The sequence below is a fragment of the Paractinoplanes durhamensis genome (genome assembly GCF_016862175.1).
GTDB lineage: Bacteria > Actinomycetota > Actinomycetes > Mycobacteriales > Micromonosporaceae > Actinoplanes > Actinoplanes durhamensis.
Window position 1 is genome coordinate 50,234 of the sequence record NZ_BOML01000072.1, and the last position, 18,559, is coordinate 68,792.

Consider the following 18,559-nt stretch of genomic DNA (forward strand, 5'->3'; position numbering starts at 1 on the left):
CGCCGACGCCGCCCCCCGGTCAAAAAGCGCTGTCAGAACGGGTGCGGATCCAGCATCCGGTGCATGAAGCGGCGTTCCTCGAAGGCGACCACCGCCGGATGCCGGATGCCCAGCCGGGTGCGCAACCGGCGCAGGGTGTCGGCCTCGTCGACCTCCTTGCCGCCCAGTCCCGCCTCGGCCAGGGTCAGCGCCAGGTTGCCCTCGCAGCGCAGGGTGTCCGGGTGGTCGGGGCCGAGGATGTCCAGGAGTTTGCCGCGCAGCTCCCGCATGATGGTCAGGGACGCCTCGGTGTTCTTCAGCTCGGCGTCGCAGACGGCCAGGTTGAACTGGGCGGCCAGGGTGTAGGGGTGCAACGCGGGCAGCACGTCCGCGAAGAGCTCCGCGCTCAGCAGGGCCAGCCGCCGCGCCTCGGTGAGCGTGCCGGCGGCGCGCACCACGGCCGCGAGGTTGTTGATGCAGACGATGGTGTGCGGATGCTTCTCCCCGAGGGCGTTGCGGTAGGCCGCCTCGACCCCCTCCATCTCGTTCTTGGCCTGCTCGATGTCGCCGCGGGACAGGATGGTCGTCGCCCGGCTGAGCCGGCAGGCCAGGGTGTCCGGGTTGGCCGGGCCCAGGTTGTCGAGCAGCCGGACGTAGGTCTCGTCGAGCAGCCGGCCCGCCTCGTCCGGCACGCCCGCGCTGCGCAGCGACACGGCCAGGTTGACCCGGGCGTTGAGGGTGCCGCGCGCCGAGTCGCCGAGGGTGGAGGCGTAGTCGTCGACCACGCCCCGCAGCACCGCCACCGACTGTTCGTACTCGCCCGCCTCGCGCAGATCCCGGCCGTACGCCGACGCGGAGATCAGCGTGTACGGGTCGGCGGCCCCCAGGACCAGCCGTCGTTTGTGCAGGGTGTCGTCGTCGTGCTTGCGGGCCAGCCGGAAGTCGCCGAGCAGCCGGTAGGAGACGGCGAGGTTGAACTGCGCGCTCAACGTCCGCGGGTATTCCTCGCCGAAGTCCAGGGCCCAGGCCGCGTAGGTGCTCCGGTCGAGCTCCAGCGCCTCGGCGTAGCGGCCCAGCGCCTTCAGATCGGCGGCCAGGCTGCCGAGCGTCATCAGCGTGTACGGGCTGGCCGCGCCGAGGAACTCCCGCTGCTCCTCCAGGGTCGCCTTGTTGAGGTCGTGCGACTCCTCGAACCGGCCCTGCTCGCGCAGCAGGTTGGCCAGGTTGAAGCGCAGGCTCAGCAACTGCCGGCGCAGGACCTGCTGCTGCTCGGGCCGGCCCTCCGACGCCGCCAGCAGCTGAGTCCAGTCCCGGTCGATCCGGCGGGCCAGGCTCTCGCCCTGGTGGTAGGCCCCACGGAACCACAGGTAGCGGACCCGGTCGACGAGCAGCTCGCGGACCGACGCGTCGGTGCAGCTCGCCGCGTCGGACACCTCCAGGTGCGGCCACAGCATCCGGAACCGCGGCCACGACTGCGGGTTGTCCACCTCGCCGCGGGGGCGGGCGGCCGCGAGCATCAGGTGCATGTCGTGCCGCGCCTCGGCGCGTTCGTCCTCGGTCATCCGGTCCCGGATGACGTGCTGCAGCAGCCGGTGCACGTGCACCCCGCTCTGCGCGTCCAGCCGCAGCAGCGCCAGCCGGTTGATGTGCTGGACCAGCTTGCCGCGTTCCATCCGCTCCGACGTGCTGACGTCGACCAGCCGCAGCGCCCGGCCCATCTCCTCGCTGTGGATCAGCTCGAGCGCGATCTCCGGCGCCAGCATCGAGCACAGCTGCAGCAGCCGGTAGGCGCCCTGCGACCGGCTGCGCAGCCGGTCGAGCGAGAGGTCCCAGGTCCTCTGCACGGACTGCGCGCTCTCCTGCTCGTCGGGCAGGACCCGCGGGCCGTGCTCGACGATCTGGTCGAGGTACTCCGCGACCGGCGTTCCGGTGTCGGCCAGCCAGGCACCGGCCGCGGCCACCGCGATCGGCAGGTCGCCGAGCGCCTCGGCCACCCGGTTCGCCTCGTCGGTGGTCAGGCTGGGCACCCGGCGGCGCAGGTAGGTGATGCTCTCCCGGCGGGCGAACACCTCGATCGGGATCGTCTCCACGGTGTCGCGCCACTGCAGGTTGCGCGACGTCACCAGGACGTGCCCGCGGCCGCGCGGCAGGAACTGCCGGACCGCCTCGATCTCGTCGGCGTTGTCGTAGATGATCAGCCACCGTTCGTACGGCTCGCCGCGCTCCAGCGCGTTGAGCACGGCCCGGGTCGTCTCGGTCACCCGCCCGATCATCGGCAGGCGCAGCCGGGTCGCCAGGTCGCCGAGTCCGACGTCGATGAACTGCGGCGGGTCGGCGGTGATCCACCAGACCAGGTCGTAGGCGGCCTGGAAGCGGTAGACGTACTCGATCGCCATCTGGGTCTTGCCGATGCCGCCCATCCCCTGCAGCGCGATCGGCGCGGAGCCGGGCAGCAGGGCCATGCTGCCGGTGGCGTTGAGCAGCCGGCGCAGGTCGCGCAGGTCGTCCTCGCGGCCGGTGAAGCGCATGTTGCGGGCCGGCATGTTGACGATGGCGGGCGCGATGCCGGGGTACCGGCCGGCCGCGGCCACGGCCGCCCGGACCAGCGCCTCGTTGCGGCGGCCGACCAGCTGCAGGATCCGTTCCGCGGCCTCCATCGCGGGCTGCCCGTGCACGTGCGCCGAGCTGGCGAGGGGGTAGCCGGGCAGGGTGCGGATGTCGCTGATGTAGGCGGCGAGCGGCGGCCGGAAGCCGTACTCGTCGCGTTGCAGGACCGCGCTCTCGGCGTTCTCGTTGGCGTCGGACAGCAGGGTCAGCGTCCGGGCCGACGACTTGACCTGCTCCCCCGGGTGCCGCTGCGGGTCGAAGACGCGCAGCCCGGCGTGCCGGAGGATCTGCTCGATCCACTCCGCCCACACCTGGTCCCGCGGGGCGTAGCGCAGGACGACCTCCTCCTCGAGGGCCATCAGCCGGCGTTCGAAGCGGGCCAGGCCACCGGTCCGGGTGCCCTCGTCCATCGGCTGCATCCGGGTGACGACCCCGTTGGTCAGGTACGACGTGAGGCGCTCGTAGGACGCCAGCAGCGAGGTGGGTGCGCCCGGCCGGTCGCCGAAGGTCGCGAGGGTCTCCTCGAACGCGTAGAAGGCGCTGTACGGCACCTCGACGGCGGCCCAGTAGAGCTGCCGGTCCTCCTCGGCCAGGTGCTCGGGTGTGGCCCCGAAGCGCTGTATGGCCAGCGCCCGGCCGGCGTCCACCTTCTCCTTCTCGGCCTGGTCGACCCGCATCGGCACCGGGAACACCCGGATGTTGCGGGTGCTGTAGGTGGTCAGCACCCGGCGGGCCACCTGGGCCGCGCCGTCGATGCCCTGCTCGCTGAACGTGAAGCAGTCGACCAGCAGGTCCGGCAGGTGGATCGTGCAGATGTCGGCGAAGTCGCTGAGCCCGGTCCGGCTGTCGATCAGGGTGTAGTCGAACTCGCTGCGCATGCTCGCCCGCAGCGCCTTGAAGAACAGCGCGCCGTCCCGGTGCTCGAGGAACGTGTCCCAGTCCAGGGCGCCCACACTGGTCCGGTAGTCCTGGTTCTGCCGGCCCGCGGACAGGAAGTGCAGCTCGCCGCCGCCGGGGAAGGTCGCGGTGAGCGGGAACGCGTGCCGCCGCACCTGGGCCAGCTCCTCGTGCCAGTTGGCCGGCCGGCTCTGGTCGTGCCGGGCGCTCTGGTCCTCGTACTCCCGGATCAGGTTGATGATCCCGCCCTGATCCTCGAAGAGGTCGGGGTTCATGAACGGGTGGAAGAACCGGTGCAGGCCCGGTGATTCCAGGTCCCAGTCGGCGACCAGCACCTTCTTGCCGGCGCTGGCCAGGATCCAGGCGACGTTGGCCAGCGCCATGGTGCGACCGGTCCCACCCTTGAACGAGTAGAAGGTGATGACCTGGCCCTGCCGGTCTTGGGTCATGAGTCGTTCTTTCTCTGCTGTGTCGGTATCGCCGTGGCGCCCTTCGGCGTGAACTTCGGGCCGAGCATCAGGTAACGACGCCGGGCCTCGGTCACCAGTACGGGCAGGCCGTCGACGAACTGCTGCAGGTCGTCGACGCCCATGACGTCGAGCGGTTCGGCCCGGCCGACGGTGTCGGCGACCAGCCGGGGCAGTTCGGCGCCGCCGGTACGGTACTGCCGGTCGCTGCGGTTGACGAGCACGACGCACAGAGCCCACTCGGGCAATGCGCGGACCGCCCGGGCCAGGGCCGCCCGGCCGGCCTGATCGGCGCCGGCCCAGGGGTCGATGAGCACCAGGGTGGCGCTGTGGCTGGCCGCCGCCGGCTCGGTGGTCAGGGCGACGGTCTCCGACGACAGCCCGAGCCGTTCGGCGGTGTGCACCACGTACTGCACCAGCGGCGAGGTCTGCGCCGCGCCGAACGGCCGCCACGCCTGCGGTTCCGGACCGTACGTCGCCGGGTCGCGGCCCGGCGGGATCCCGTCGCCGGCCGGGGCCGCCACCACCACCAGGAACTGCGTGCCGGCCGGGGCGACCCCGGACAGGTCCTCCGGCGGCGGCGCCCAGGACGGGCCCACCGGCGAGTTCTCCGCGACGTCGACGATCCGGCGGGCGATCCGGTCGAGGATGATCTCGTACTCGGCCCGGAAGGACGGCAGCATGCACAGCGCGCGCAGCCCGTTGTCCACGTAGGCCGGGACGTCGGCGCCGAGCTGGATCGCCTCCTGGATGTCCGAGCTCATCTGCCAGGAGAACACCGGCAGCCACAGCACCGGCAGGATGTGCTGATGCTTGTCGGCGTCGCCCTCGAGGTCGCGCAGGCGCTGCGCGAACGCCTCCCGCTCGCGCAGCGGCCAGGACTTGTTGAAGTAGCCGGGCGAGTAGAGCGGGACGAACACCTCGGCCATCGCCAGCGCGTCGCCGAGTGCGGCGTTCCAGTCCGACCCGGCCAGGATCAGATCGTCGATGAACCCGGTCACCAGTCCGCTCGCCGGCTGGGCCAGGCGCCGGACCCGCTCGGTCAGATCGTCGTAACAGACCCGCACCCAGCGGTCGCTGTCGGTCGGTTCGACCGGCGACGGGGCCGAGTGGGCATAGCTGAGGAAGAAGTACGCGCCGCGGCGCGGGGCGGCCACCCCACCGGACACCGGCGAGCTCACGACGCCTCCTCGACCGGCGCGGCGCCCACCTCGACGTGGTACGTCAGGAAGATTTCCCGGATCCGCATCGCCAGCCTCCAGACCACGTGGTGATAGGCCTCGTCCTGTTTGGTGCGCAGCAGACCGTAGATGCCGTTGTCCCGGTAGTCGGCCGCCAGCTCCGGTTTGGCCAGGCCGAGCGGGTCGAAGTGCTGGAACTCCCGGATCACCGCCGGCATCCCGGAGCGTTCGGTCGGCACCCACAGGACCGGCACCACCGCGCTGACGTGACCCGGCATGCCGGTCGCCCGGGCGATCACCCGCCGGGCGGTGAACAGCTTGAGCTCCCGGGCACACCACTGGCTCTGCAGGTAGGCCGGCGAGAGCAGCGGGACCAGCACCTGACAGGTGACGGCCGCCTCCAGCAGCTCCGGGCGCCACCGGTCGCCGCCACCGATGGTCCGGTCGATGAAGCCCGGATCGACCCCGATCGGCGGGCTCAGCAGTTCGTTCACGTTCAGCGACAGGTCGCTGAAGAATCGCAGCACGAACCCGTCGCGGTCGGCGGGCGGCGCCGGCAGCCGCAGGTCACGCACGTGCGCGTAGCTGACGAAGAACACCGGCGCGATCAGCCCGCCGGACAGCTCGTCCCAGGCGGTCATGGCGCGGGACTGTTCAGGGTCTGCGCCAGGCGGCGCACGAAGCGCTCGCCGCTGCCGGTCAGCGCGCCGCTGGCGAGCAGCGTCTCGGCCGCCTCCGCGGTCCAGTCGCGGTAGTGCAGGTATTTCTCCCGGGCCGGCTCCCCCGGGCGCGAACGCCACAGCTCGGCCACCGCCAGATGCGCGTACGCCCCGTGCAGCACCCCCTCGACCGGCCGCGGGTCGGGGCGCCAGCCCACCCGGAACCGGGCCTGGAAACCGGGATCGTAGAGATCCACGTGGTCGGCCAGGGCGCCCAGCTTCACGTGCTGGAACTCGTGGACCATCAGGACCGCCATCTCCGCCGGGCCCGCGTAGGCCAGGCCGATGGCCGGGTAGGCCTCCCGGGCGGTCGCGGCCCGGGGCGACCCGTCGGCGCCGGGCTGCAGCGGGGTGATCACTCGCAGGCCGGCGGTGAGTCCGGGCAGGTGGCCGGCCGCCTCGTCGGCGACGATCCGGTACGCCGCGGTCAACGTGCTGGTCCACCGCCGGTGGGCGGCCTCGTCGAGCCGTGGCAGGACCGGCCACTCGAAGCAGTCGCGGTGCGCGTCCACGTCATCGAGCGCCGGCGACCAGGCTCCGGTGTCCGCGTGCCGGACCGGCGACCACGCGGCCGGCTCCAGCGGCCGGCCGGCGATCGACACGGTCCCCGCCTCGCCGACGGTCAGCGGCAGCAGGCCGGCCGGTCCGGGCACGGCGACCGCGGCGACCGCGGGCAGCCGGACGTAGCCACCGGCCGACACGACCTGCACCGTGGCCGGCCGGCCGGTCCGGATGGCGGCGGCCGCGGCCAGGTTGCCGAGGAGACGCGGGTCGGCCTGCCGCCGCAGGCAGCGGTCGGCCCACACCCGGACGTACGGATGCCCGAGGATCTCGCGGACCGTTCGCGGGTCGTCGCCGCTCATCCGTACCAGCGCGGCCCAGGGGTGTTCGTCCCCGACCGGCGCGAACGTGTCGGCCAGCTCCTCCAGGAGCGCCTCGACCAGCTCGGCCTGCAACTGGTCGAGCAGGTCGACGGTGGCGACGCTGACGTGGCCGGTCGCGATCTCCTCGATCACGTCGGCCGGGATCGCCGCGGTGGGCGGCTCGCCCGGCGAGGGCGGCATGGACGTCGACTCCATCAGTTCCTTCAGGTCGGCGCAGAACACGGACGGGTTGGCGAAGCCCGTGCCGGTCCGGTAGCGGTGCGCGAACAGTCCGCCGCCGCACCGCGCCACGACCGGGCAGGATCGGCACTGCGCGCAGAGGGCGTCCAGGCCGGTCAGCCGGGCGGCGAGACCGGGGTGGCCCAGCGTCTCGTCGACGCTGTGCGTGAAGACGGTGCGCGCGGTGGCGGCCGCGCCGTGGTAGGCGATCTTGAGGGAGTCCGCCTGCTCCCAGGCTCCGTCCGACTCGACCACCAGCACGTCGACCGGGTCGAGCCCGAGCGCCTCGGTGTGGCTGGGGCCGCCGCGCGCGGTCGACTCCAGCGAGTCGAGGATCCGGATCGGGACCGGGCGGCCGTCGTCGGTCCAGCGCCGGTGGATCCGGAGAAGCCAGTCGGCGTACGGCGTGGCCGACCCGTCCGGCCTCGGCGGCGGGTTGTCCCAGGTCGCGTGGGGCAGCAGGAACTCGATCCGGGGCGGTTCCTCGGCACGGACCGCTTCGTACACGTCGATCGGGTCGTTGCGCACGTCGATGGTGCAGAGAATGCCGGCGTACGCGGCGCGGAACTCCGGCCGGCGCAGCAGCCGCAGCGCGGCCCGGACCCGGTCGTAGCTGCTCCCGCCGTTGCGGAACCGCCGGTGCCGGTCGTTGGCCGCCCGGTCGCCGTCCAGCGAGACGCCGACCCCGACCCGCTCCCGGACGAACAGGTCGCAGATGGCCGGGGTCAGCCCGATCCCGTTGGTCTGCAGGCTGAGCCGCAACGGCACCACGGGGTCGACGATCGACCGGAGGCGTCTGATCACCTGGTCGAGACCGTCGAATCCGAGTAGCAGCGGCTCACCGCCGTGCAGCACCACATGCACAGCGTGCAGCCCGTGCGCAACCGCGTGCTCGGCGATCCGCTGCGCGGCGGCGACCACGGTGGACGACGCCATGATCATCGGCTGGCCGCGCCAGCTCTGGTCGGCGTGCTCGTAGACATAACAGTGGTCGCACGCCAGATCGCACCGGCTGTGGACCTTCAACACATATTGAGTAAGGCCGGGTTTACCGAGGCCGGACGGAGGGGAGTCCTCGTGGGCCCTCGCCACGGTCTACAGCGTCGAATTGAAGGTGGCCACGGCCACCTGGGACAGACGCGACCGGGTCTCGTGGCGCTGAGTCAGCCATCGACGACGATCGGCCTCGAGCCGGCCGAGCGGCCGGGCGGTGACCGAAGGGTGGCTCGTGTGGCTGGTCGCCGAGTTTTCCTCGACTCGCTCCACCATGAAATCTCCCCCAAGAACGGCGATGTGATCACAAACCCGGCGAGGCGCCGGCGAGGAATCAGCATACTGAATACGCTGCGCCAAGTCACCGTTGCTCTGCGCAAGTATTCCGGTCGGGGTGACGCCCGCTGACCATGGTGGAACGCCCGGGACCGCGAAGGTCCCGGGCGTTCCGTTCGCGCCGGTCAGACGTTCCAGACCTGGAGGGCGGAGAACTGGCCGGCCGGCCAGCCCGAGTTGGCGGTGACGTTCACCCGGAGGTAACGCTGGGTGGTCGCGGTAAAGGTGATCGCCACCGTGTTGCTCGCCGTCGGGGCAAAGCTGTAGGTGGCCGAGTCCTTCACCGTCGTCCAGGTCGAACCGTCGGTGCTGCCCTGGATCGACAGGGTCTCGGTGCGGGCGCCCCAGCCGGCCGGGAGCTGCAGGACCACCCGGCTCGCCGACTGGGCCGCGCCGAGGTCGACCTGGACCCACTGCGGGAAGGCGTTGTTCGGGCTCTCCCAGTAGGTGTTCTGGTCGGCGTCGGTCACGTTGCCGGAACCGTAGACGTCGTTGTGGCCCGACTCCGCCGTCGGCTTGCCGGCCGCCAGGTTGGTGCTCGTCGTGCCGGCGCCGGTGCCGGTCAGGGCGGTCGCGGTGCTCACGCCGCCGCCGGTGACCGTCAGGGTGCCGGACCGCGTGCCGGACGCGGTCGGGCGGAACGTCACGGTGACCGTGCAGGAGGCGCCGGCGGCGAGGGACGTGCCGCAGGTGTTCGACTGGGCGTAGTCGCCGGTGACCGCGGCGGCCGGCGACGTGGCGGCGGCGGTGCCGCTGTTGGTCACCGTCACCGCCTGGCCGGTGCTGGTGGTGTTCAGCGCCTGGGTGCCGAAGGTGAGCGACGACGGGTTCGCGGTCAGGGCGGGCGCCGGGGTGGTGGTCGAGCCCATGCCGGTGCCGGACAGCGCGATCGTGGTGGTGATGCCGGACGCGGTGACCGTCAGGGTGCCGGTCCGCGAACCGGCCACCGTCGGTGCGAAGCGCACGCTCACCGTGCAGGAGGCGCCGGCCGCCAGCGAGGTACCGCAGGTGTTGGTCTGGGCGAAGTCGCCGGTGGTGGCGATGCCGGCGACCGGGGCGGCGGCCGAACCCGAGTTGGTCACGGTGACCGTCTGGGCGGCGCTGGTCGTGCCGGTGGCGACCGTGCCGAAGCCGAGCGCCGACGGGCTGATCGAGATCAGCGAGCCGTTGTCCGGCAGGTAGGGCGGGAACGCCGGGTTGGTCACCTGGGTGCAGGCGGACGAGCCGAAGATGCCGGAGTTGCCGCCGCCGTCGGTCAGCGTGAAGCCGACGCCGCAGTTGTACTGGGCGGCCGGGCCGAGCGTCCCGGTGGCGGTGCTGTCGGAGATCGTCGCCGAGCCGCCGACCTGCTCCTGCACGACGTACGAACCGGTGTTCTGGATCGTCGCGTTGTTGATTTTGACGTTGGTGATCTGCGAGCCGGACACGAACTGGATCGCCTCGAACGGGCTCTGCTGGATGAGGATGTTGTCGACGTTGGTGAGCCCGGTCATCGCGCCGTCGCGGGCGTCGAACCAGAGCGCACCCACGCCGAACTGCCAGTTCGGGTCGAGGCCGCCGGACCGGATGATGGTGTTGCGCAGGACGTCGGTGCGGCCGAGCGTGGTGGACGCGAAGCGCTGCGCGACGTGGATGCCGCCACCCTGGGTGAGGCCGGAGTCGATCACCCGGTTGTCGGTGACGAAGTTGTCGTGACCGCCGTAGATCGCGATGCCGTTGGCGAGGATCGGATACTGCACGGTGTTGTGGTCGAACGAGTCGTTCGCGTCGGCCACCGACTCGGCCCAGGTCGCCAGGCCGTCGTCACCGGTGTTGCGGATGTCCGAGTTGGTGACCTTGGAGTTGGTCACGCCCTTGTGGAAGTTGACGCCGTCGGCGGTGACGTTGCGGATCCGCATCCCGGCGAAGACCAGGTTGTCCATCGGCCCGTCCATCCACGCGCCGACCTTGAGGTGCTCGATCCAGAGCCGGTCGACGGTGGAGTTGCTCATCGCGCCGCCGACCGCGTTGACCTGTGCCGAGTCGTTGCGCTCCTGCACATCACCGAAGATCGCAAAATCAGCGAGGTGTACGCCGGTGCTGGCGTTGGGTGCGTCGTTGCCGTAGAAGCCGGGGGCCGCGCCGACGACCGTCGAGTACCACATGCCGGCGCCCTTGATCGTCACGTTGTTGACCGCGACGTGCCCGGGGATCTTGAAGGTGCCGGCCGGGATCCACACCGTGCCGCCGGCGCCGGCCGACTGGATGGCCGAGTTGAACGCGGCGGTGGCGTCGGCCGCGCCGGTCGCGTCGGCGCCCTTCGAGGTCACCGAGACCGAGCCGGCCGGCTGCCCGAGGGCGCCCGCCACGGTCTCGAAGTCGGCGAGGTCGATGGTGGTGGCCGAGGTGGCGGTCAGCCGGAACTTGGTGCCGGCCGGGTAGCTCGACGGCAGCAGCCGGTGCGCCTCGTCGTAGAAGTGGTGCGGGTTGCTGCCGGGCTGGTTGGTGAACGGGTAGCTGCCGTAGAACCAGCTGTACGCGTTGGTCAGCGTGAAGGCCGTCGACGCGGTCCCGTCGATCGAGAAGTTGAGCGGCGTCGTGTAGACCGAGCCGCCGCTGGAGTCGGGGATGCTGTAGCGGAAGACGATCGAGTTGGTCGCCACCGGGGTGGTGAACTCGACGTACTGCCCGGCGGCCAGGGTCACCGCTTTGCGGTAGGACGCCTCGGCGGCGAGCGTGTTGTAGGCGGCGGACGGGCCGATCACCGTGCCGTTGGTGGTCGAGCTCTCGGCCTGCACCTCCACGTAGGGCAGGGTGGCGCCGCTGCCACCGGTGGCGGCGGCCTGCGCCGGGGCCGCGTAGAAGAGCGTCGTGCCGAGCAGGGCCGCGCCGATGAGAGCGGCGCCGAGCCTTCTTCTGGACATGGGGATGCTCGCTTTCGGACGTGGCGACCGGGGAACGCCGCCGCATCAGGGGGATACCGGGCAACGTAACGTCCACGACACACAAGCGCAATATTGCGACAGAACTTTGCAAGACTCGGAGCGAAGTAGGGAAAAGACAGTGGACGTCGGCGATGAAGAGCGCCGACGTCCACATGGGCAGCAGTAAGGCGGGTCAGAGGGTCGTGTAGAACTCCGAGTCGTCCTCGGGGTGGAACTCGTGACCCCACGCGACCGGGGGTTCGATCTCCTCCCCCGGCCAGTGCGCGACCTCGACGCCGTCCTCGAGGTCACCCAGCATGTCGAGGGTGTCTACGCCGACCAGCGCGGTGCGGAACAGGGCACCTTCGGCATTGCGGTAGGTACGTTCCTGCTCGCGCCCGATCTCGACGGCGCGGACCCGGGCGGCCTCATGGTCGGCCGCCCGGAGAAGGTATACCGACGTCCGGTACCGGAAGAACGTCGTGTCGTCGGTGTACTCCGCGAAACGCATGCTGGTGCTGAACCACACGGTCACTCAACAGATCTTTCCGCGATAGTTGCTGTTGATGGCGAACCGGCCGTCGACGAGCATCTTGCGCGCCTGCGAGTCATGGCTCGACTTGGCCGTCTTGAGGGCGTCCCCGACGGTCATCTCCATGTAGTCCTTGCCGATCACGCTGCGGACGCCGCCCTTACGGTATTTCGCGATGAAGTCGGTGACCTTCATGCCCCGATTGGCGACGGCCGGGTCGGTCGGCGACAGGTTGACCTGCCGGGCGAACCGCTTATCGGCCGCGGACGGTCCGGTGTCCTCGTCGCCCTCGTTGTGCACGAGCACCGGCGTCGCTCCGGCCAGCACATAGTACGTGTGCACCCCGTCGACCGTGAGGTTGTACATGTCGCGTACACCGATCAGCGGAACGACGGCCGCGACGGACACCTCGGCCCCGTCGGTGGCCAGCCGATCGCCCGGGACCAGGTCGATGACCTCGACCCAGTCGTCGCGGGTGCGGTCGAAGAACAGGTGCGAAGCGGTGGTGTGGATGGTGGTGCGCCGGCCGTCCGCGTCCGTGACTATGAGGTCGGCCAGGTCCTCGTCGTGGTTGATCAGCTGGGCGGTCACCGTCCGGTCCGAGGTGATCCCGGTTTCCGGGTCGGTCGTCCGCACGACGTCGCCGGGCACCACGTCACCGATCGGCTTGGTGCTGCCGTCGGACATCAGCACCAGAGTGGTGGGCACGAAGCTGCTGCAGGTGAGCTTTCTAGGTTTGGAGGCGTTCGCGGCCGCCGCGGCCGCTTCCGCCTCGGCGGCTTCGTCCGCTTCGGCCTTGAGGATGCGGGTCTCCAGGGCCACCGCCGGCGCCTCGAACTCCTCGCCGCCGAAGAGCAGCAGCACGTCGACACCGACATCGAAGACCGTGGTGAGGACCATCAGGCCGGCCCACAGGCCGGACTTGAGGCAGTGGTAGTCGGCGTCCTCGACGCAGTACTTGCCGCAGTTGGCGTGGCAGCCGCCGGTCGGCACCACCTGGTCGTCCGGCATGCTGTAGGCGCAGGAGCCGCGGCCGCAGTACTTCTGCGGCGTCTTGCTGTGCTTGGTGCAGGCGCCGCGGCCGCAGGTGACGGTGTAGCCGAGGTCGGTTCCGCCGCTGCCGCCGTCGCTGCCCTCCCGGCTGTGGCCCTTGCCGCCTCCGCCGTTGCCGCGCTCGCTGGCCGGCACGACGTCCGGGCCGACGTAGCCGCCGCACATACCTCCGTTGCCGGGGGCACAGCCGGGCCGGTCGCCGTCGACCCGGAGACCGGTCGGGTCGGAGGTCGCCACCGGGTTGTCGCCCGCGTAGGTGTAGCCGCCGAGCTGGTTGGGGTCGGCCGTCTCGAGGACCGGGTCGGCGCTGATGAACCGCCCCAGCACCGGGTCGTACTTGCGGGCCCCGAGATCGGTGTAGCCGGTCGACGCCTCCACCGGCTTGCCCAGGTATCCGTGGGTCAGGTCGGGCCAGGCGGTGGTGGCCACCGTTCCCCGGTCCTCGCCGTACGGCTTGTACTGCTTGCGGGACACCTCATGGGTGGTGACGTCCATCGCCATCGTGCCGGTGCCGAGCGGGTCGGTGAACAGGTAGCTCGTTCCGCCGCCGGGCAGCGACGACCGGACCGCCACGCCGAGACCGCCGTGGGTGTAGGTGCGGACCGCGCCGAGGGTCGCCGCCGGGTTGACCGCGGTGTTGATCACCACTTCGGTGTCGCCGGCGAACAGAGTGGTGCGGCCCGGGTCGCGGCGGATCAGCTGATTGCCGTCCGCGTCGTACAGGTAGGCGGTGGTATCGGTGCCGGCGGCGACCTCGGCCAGCCGGCCCTCGTCGTCCCACTTCAGCGCCTGTCCCGCCGCCTTGGTCGGGGTGCGGGTGAGCAGGTTGCCGTCGACGTCGTAGACCAGGCTGGTCGGGTCGGCACCGCCCTTGGTCGCCGTCAGCGTGTGCGGCTGGCTGCCGGTCCGGTTGCAGCCGGTCGTGCAGCCGTTGGTGTAAGTGGTGGTGACGTCGGTGCCGCCGTTGGTGGCGTGGTCCACCGTCTCGGTGCGGTCACCGATCGGATCGTAGGCGTAGTTCTGCCAGTACGATCCGGCCCGGTTGGCGACCGTCCCGGTCGAGCAGTCGCCGTCGACGGTCTTCGCCTCGACCAGCCGATCCAGGGTGTTGTAGCGGTAGCACTGGGCGTCGGTGACGACGTTGCCGCTCTCCGACTGCTTGTCCACCGCCGTCAGGGGGTTGCCGGCGTCGTCGTAGGTGTATTTGATGTCGTCGACCAGCGGGCCGATCCCCTGCGAGCGGTACACCTGGCGGCCGGTGAGCCGCAGTGTGTGCTCGTCGTAGGTGAGCAACTGCTCGGCCTGGGTGGCCGAGCTGCCCATGGTGATCCGGGACGGCTTGCCGAAGTCGCCGTAGTTCGTGCCGGACACGTACTGGTCGATGCCGGTGGTGGTGCTCGGCGCGCCGAGCCCGTCGTAGCCGTAGGTGATGGTCTCGCCGGCCATGCCGGTGACGGCCGGGTCGGTCTGCCGGGCGACCTGCTCGGTGTTCGCGGTGTACGCGAACGTGGTCGTGTATTCGGTCGGGAGCGGCTTCTCGACCGTCGGCAGGGTGATCTTCGTGCCGAGCGGATTGCCGAGCGCCGAGTAGCCGGTGACGGCCGTCGTGTAGTTGCCGGTCACCCCGTTGACGTAGCGGGTGGACGAGGTGGGCTTGCCGATCCGGACGGTGTCGTAGGCCCAGGAGGCGTACTGGAAACCGCTTTTGCTCTTGTCGGTGGCGGTGAGTTTCCGGCCGAGCAGGTCGTAGGTGTAGTCGAGCTCGATGCCGCGCGCGTCCCGGACGGCTACCGCCTGGTCGGCGTCGTCGTAGCGGATGACGTTGCTGCCGGTGTCGGGGTCGCCGTGCGAGGTGAGACGACCGCGCAGGTCGTAGCCGAACGTCCAGGCCGCATTGTCCGGGCCGGTCACCTTGGACTGCTTGCCGAGCGGCGTGTACTCGTACGCAATCGGCTGTGATGTGCCGCCGGCGGCGGTGAAACCGGCCGTGACCGAACCGCTCAGCGTGGGCTGCACGGTGTACTGCTCGAGCTTGCTGGTCTGGCCGCGGGCGTCGGTGGTGGTGGTCGTCGCGACCCCACCGGCCGGCGGCACCGAGGTGACCCGGTCCCCCTGGTAGGCGGTGCGGGTGTGCCAGGTGGCGGCGCCGTTGTGCTCGGCGGTCGTCTGCGTGACGTGACCGAGCGCGTCGTGGTCACTGACCGTGGTGTCGGGGATCGACACCTGGGAGAGATGGTCGGAGATCAGCGTCTTGCCGGGGTTACCGGCGGTCGAGTACGCGTTGTTGGTCAGGACGACCCAGCCGTGCGTGTCGTACTGGGTGTCGGAGACGGTGATGGTGCCGTTCTCGCCGTGCTGCTGGGTCTCCAGCGGCCGCAGCATCGCGTCGTAGAGGGTCTCGGCGGTCGCGTACGCGTTGTTGTCGAGCAGCGTGCTGGTCGCCACCACGGTCGGCGCCGTCGCCGAGACCGTGTAGTCGTAGGTCAGGTTGGCGGCCGCCCCGGCCGCCCTGCTCTTGTTGGGCAGCCAGACCGCGGTGAGCCGGCCGAGCGCGTCGTAGCTCTCCGAGGTGAGCTGCCCGGCGACGTCGGCGGTGGCCGTCGGCAACTGCCGGGCCGGGTCCATGGTGACCGAGGCGAGCTGGCAGTCCGCACTGGACGTGGTCACCGCGGCGCAGGCGGCACCCGGCGTCACCTGGGTGACCGTGCTGACCGTCTGCGGCAGCGCGCCGGCGGCCGGCGAGATCCGGGTCCAGACCGTCTGGGCCAGGCTGGTGGTGCCGTCGGCGGCGGTCGAGTTCGGGGTGCGGGTGGCCGAGACCACCCGGCCGTACCCGTCGTAGGTCTTCCGAAGCTGATCGACCCAGGTGGTGGCGGCCGAGGCCAGTTGAGTGAGGGTGATGTCGCCGAATGCCGGCTTCACCGCGCCGCTCTGCCCGTCGACCGCGAACGCGTTGCCGTCGTAGGCGGTGCGCCCGCCGGACAGCAGCGTGCCGGTGGCGCCGGCCCCGGCGGCCGAACAGTCCTGCTGGGTGACCAGGGTCTCGGCCGCGACCACCACGGTCGGGTCGGTGCCGGTCAGATATTTGGTGAAGGTGCACTTGGGGACGTTGCCGGTCGCCCCGATCTCGCCCCGGTCGTCGGACTGCACCTCCAGCCCGACCGCGTTGTAGAAGGTGTCCTTCTCGGTCCTGCGCCAGCCGTAGGAGACCTTCTGCCGGGCGATCGACTTGGCGTCGCGGACCATGTTCGCGGTCAGCGCGGTCAGTCCGGTGCGGGCCCGGGACGCGGTCTGCCCGACGTTCGCCGGCACGCTGACGGTGGTGCTGTCGATGTCGCCGCCGTCGCCGGTGTACTGCACGGTCTCGAAGACCCGGCCGGCCCAAAGGTTGTTGTCGGCCACCGTGACCGTGCCGTCGGTGCTGGTCAGCGGGTCGCCGCCCATGCCGAGGAAGTAGTACGTCTTGGTGAGCGTCTTCCGGTCGTGCACCTCGGTGCCGTCGGTGTAGTGGAACACCGCCGGGTCACCGGTGGTGACGTCCACCTCGGGGTAGCCGCGGAACTGGCCGTAGGTCCGGTTCTTGGCCTTGACGGTCTCGTTGTCGTCGTAGTGCCAGCCCGGTTTACCGACATACGCATATGAAGTGACCAGCGTCGGCTGCGAGCCGTCCTGGTAGTTGTTGTACCGGTCGAGCGTGGTGACCTTGGTGACCGGGTGGGTGTAGAACCAGTCGAGCAGCGGCGCGGGCTGTCCCTCCGGCGTCCAGTAGATCGGGAAGCACCCGGTGGTGTTGGTAGCCGGGTCGGACGGCACGGTCGAGCAGTCCGGCGTGCTGTAGACGACATCGGTCTCGGCGCCGGTCTCGGAGAGGACCGAGCTGATCCGGTTGTGGTACATCCTCGGCAGGCCGGGCAGGGTGCCGACCCGGTTGGCGATCTGGATCGGGTTGAAGGTCACCGCGGGCATCGAAGCGTCCGCGGCCGCCCCGCCGATCCGGTCGAGGCCGGTGTGCTGGATGGATTCCAGCCACAGCGACGGGGCGTGGTCGCCGCCGTCCGGGAAGGTCTGCCCGAAGTCGTAGCGGTCGACCTGCTTGGTCGCGCCGTTCACCTGCACCTGGGTGGTGATCGAGGCGAGCCGCTTGCGGGACCAGAACGACGGCGAGTGGTTGGTGCAGTCACCGCTGTCGCCGCAGCTCAGGTCGACCGGCACGTCCGGGTAGTACTCGGGGTGCGCGGTGCCGAACGAGCAATCGAGCGTGCAGCGCTCGGCGGTGGTGAAGACGACCTGCTCGGGCGCGGTCGCCGCGAAGATGGTCGACGCGGTCATGCCGTAGTCGATGCGCTTGAGGGTGCCGCCCCGGACGTACGAGACGGCGATGTTCTTCAGGTTCGGGCCGTACGTGTTGGTCTCCGGCGCGTAGTAGTACGCCATCGCGTTGTGGTGCGCGTCCACGACGTAGTCGAGGTTGAACCGGTAGCCCAGGGTGCAGGCGGTGTCGGCAAACGTCGACGAGTCGGAGCAATCGGCGGCGCCGGCGTGCGCCTGGTAGACCGGCATGGTCCAGGCCGACTTGGTCTCCTCGGCGCCGGTGGTCCAGCCGGGCAGGTGGTTGAGGCCGAAGTAGTACTGGGTGCCCTCCTCGGTGACCCGGAAGTACTCGCCGTTCTTCGTGCCGTTGGTGGCGCCGGTCAGGTTCTCGATCTTGGTGGTGGCGCTGTCCGAGACCGGGTGGAACGTCTTGGTGGTGTCGTCGTAGACGATCGGCGTGGACGAGCCGTTCAGCGACAGGGTCAGGATCTGCCCGGCCCAGCACTGGTCGCCGTCGCCCTTCGGTGCGCCCGAGCCGGTGACGTCCTCGCAGCCCTTGTAGGTTCGCTCGACGTAACTCTCCCCCGTCGACCAGCCGTCGCCGAGCCACGACGGCTGGCTGTTGGTGGTCTCGGTGAGCGCGTCCTGCGACGACGAGTTGTAACCGAGCGCGATCGAGGGCGAGGCGCCGCCGATCGCGGACGGTACCGCGATCGGGTAGCTGTAGGTGAACGCGCCGGTGTTGCCGCTCACCGACCAGGTGCCGCCGGGCGACAGCGGGGTGGCGGTGTAGTCACCGGCCGGGCCGCTGGCCGCGGCGTCGGCGGCGAGCACGGTAGCGCCGGTCGAGGCGAGCGCGACCTTCGCCGACAGGGTGCTCGACACCGGAGTCTGCGTCTGGCACGCCGGGACCGCCGGGGTGGTCAGCGCGCAGGCGGGCAGGCGGACGAGCCGCAGCCGGGAGGCGAAGTCACCGCCGTACGCGTCCTTGAAGGTGGCCGGGTCGACGGAAAGGTCGACCTTCCCGGTGCCGGTGACGCTGAACAGGATGCCGTGCACACCGGCCGCGGCCGCGATCGACGCGTCGACCGTCGCGACCTTGCCGCCGGTGACGTGCACGGCCGAGGCGGTGGGCCGGGCGGCGTGCCCGGCCGGGTCGTACTTGCGGTAGGCCGCCGGCTTGGCAACCGGCCGGGTCACCCGAGCCTTGCTCAGGTCGACGCGTTTGGTGGCCGGCGCGCCCGGCAGCGGGACGTCCTTCGGTGCGGCCGAGGCGCTCTGCACCCCGATGAGTCCGATGAGTGCCGGTGTCGCCATCAGCGTCAGGATCGCCGTGGCGATCCGTTTGCGCCGAGACATGAGCCGGCGCGACTGACCAGTCGTGGACAGCATTTTCTCTCCCCCGTGTGCCGGGCAGGACTGCCCGGCACACGAAGGCTATGGACGAGCTTTGATCTACGTCTGTCCCGCGAAGGCTA

Annotated in this window: 8 protein-coding genes; all 8 read right to left on the bottom strand. The window is 70.7% G+C overall.

The window, feature by feature from the left end:
* Positions 1–32: 32 nt before the first annotated feature.
* Complete coding sequence (gene fxsT / locus Adu01nite_RS42110; protein WP_203734974.1) at positions 33–3,932, bottom strand: FxSxx-COOH system tetratricopeptide repeat protein; 3,900 nt, start codon at positions 3,930–3,932, stop codon at positions 33–35.
* Entirely contained in the window at positions 3,929–5,131 is a 1,203-nt protein-coding gene (locus Adu01nite_RS42115; RefSeq protein ID WP_203734975.1) for a TIR-like protein FxsC, read from the bottom strand. Before Adu01nite_RS42115 ends, fxsT begins: the two co-directional genes overlap by 4 nt.
* Entirely contained in the window at positions 5,128–5,772 is a 645-nt protein-coding gene (locus Adu01nite_RS42120) for a TIR-like protein FxsC (RefSeq protein ID WP_203734976.1), read from the bottom strand. The genes Adu01nite_RS42115 and Adu01nite_RS42120 overlap by 4 nt, the downstream gene beginning before the upstream one ends.
* The gene (locus tag Adu01nite_RS42125; protein ID WP_203734977.1) at positions 5,769–7,982 is read right to left on the bottom strand and encodes an FxsB family cyclophane-forming radical SAM/SPASM peptide maturase; all 2,214 of its coding nucleotides are present in this window, start codon (positions 7,980–7,982) and stop codon (positions 5,769–5,771) included. The genes Adu01nite_RS42120 and Adu01nite_RS42125 overlap by 4 nt, the downstream gene beginning before the upstream one ends.
* 66 nt (positions 7,983–8,048) lie before the next feature.
* Complete coding sequence (locus Adu01nite_RS42130) at positions 8,049–8,222, bottom strand: hypothetical protein (protein ID WP_203734978.1); 174 nt, start codon at positions 8,220–8,222, stop codon at positions 8,049–8,051.
* Positions 8,223–8,407: 185 nt separating this feature from the next.
* On the bottom strand, positions 8,408–11,185 hold the full coding sequence (locus tag Adu01nite_RS42135; RefSeq protein WP_203734979.1) for a choice-of-anchor D domain-containing protein: 2,778 nt from the start codon (positions 11,183–11,185) through the stop codon (positions 8,408–8,410).
* 193 nt (positions 11,186–11,378) lie between these two features.
* The gene (locus Adu01nite_RS42140) at positions 11,379–11,720 is read right to left on the bottom strand and encodes a DUF4288 domain-containing protein (protein ID WP_203734980.1); all 342 of its coding nucleotides are present in this window, start codon (positions 11,718–11,720) and stop codon (positions 11,379–11,381) included.
* Positions 11,721–18,473 carry an RHS repeat-associated core domain-containing protein gene (locus Adu01nite_RS42145; protein ID WP_203734981.1) on the bottom strand — a complete coding sequence of 2,251 codons (6,753 nt, stop codon included), beginning with the start codon at positions 18,471–18,473 and terminating at the stop codon, positions 11,721–11,723.
* Between the last annotated feature and the right edge of the window lie 86 nt (positions 18,474–18,559).

Bases quoted from the DNA above. Each gene is read 5' to 3' on its own strand.
- fxsT (WP_203734974.1), bottom strand. From the start codon at position 3,932: ATGACCCAAGACCGGCAGGGCCAGGTCATCACCTTCTACTCGTTCAAG.
- Adu01nite_RS42120 (WP_203734976.1), bottom strand. From the start codon at position 5,772: ATGACCGCCTGGGACGAGCTGTCCGGCGGGCTGATCGCGCCGGTGTTC.
- Adu01nite_RS42130 (WP_203734978.1), bottom strand. From the start codon at position 8,222: ATGGTGGAGCGAGTCGAGGAAAACTCGGCGACCAGCCACACGAGCCAC.
- Adu01nite_RS42135 (WP_203734979.1), bottom strand. From the start codon at position 11,185: ATGTCCAGAAGAAGGCTCGGCGCCGCTCTCATCGGCGCGGCCCTGCTC.
- Adu01nite_RS42145 (WP_203734981.1), bottom strand. From the start codon at position 18,473: ATGCTGTCCACGACTGGTCAGTCGCGCCGGCTCATGTCTCGGCGCAAA.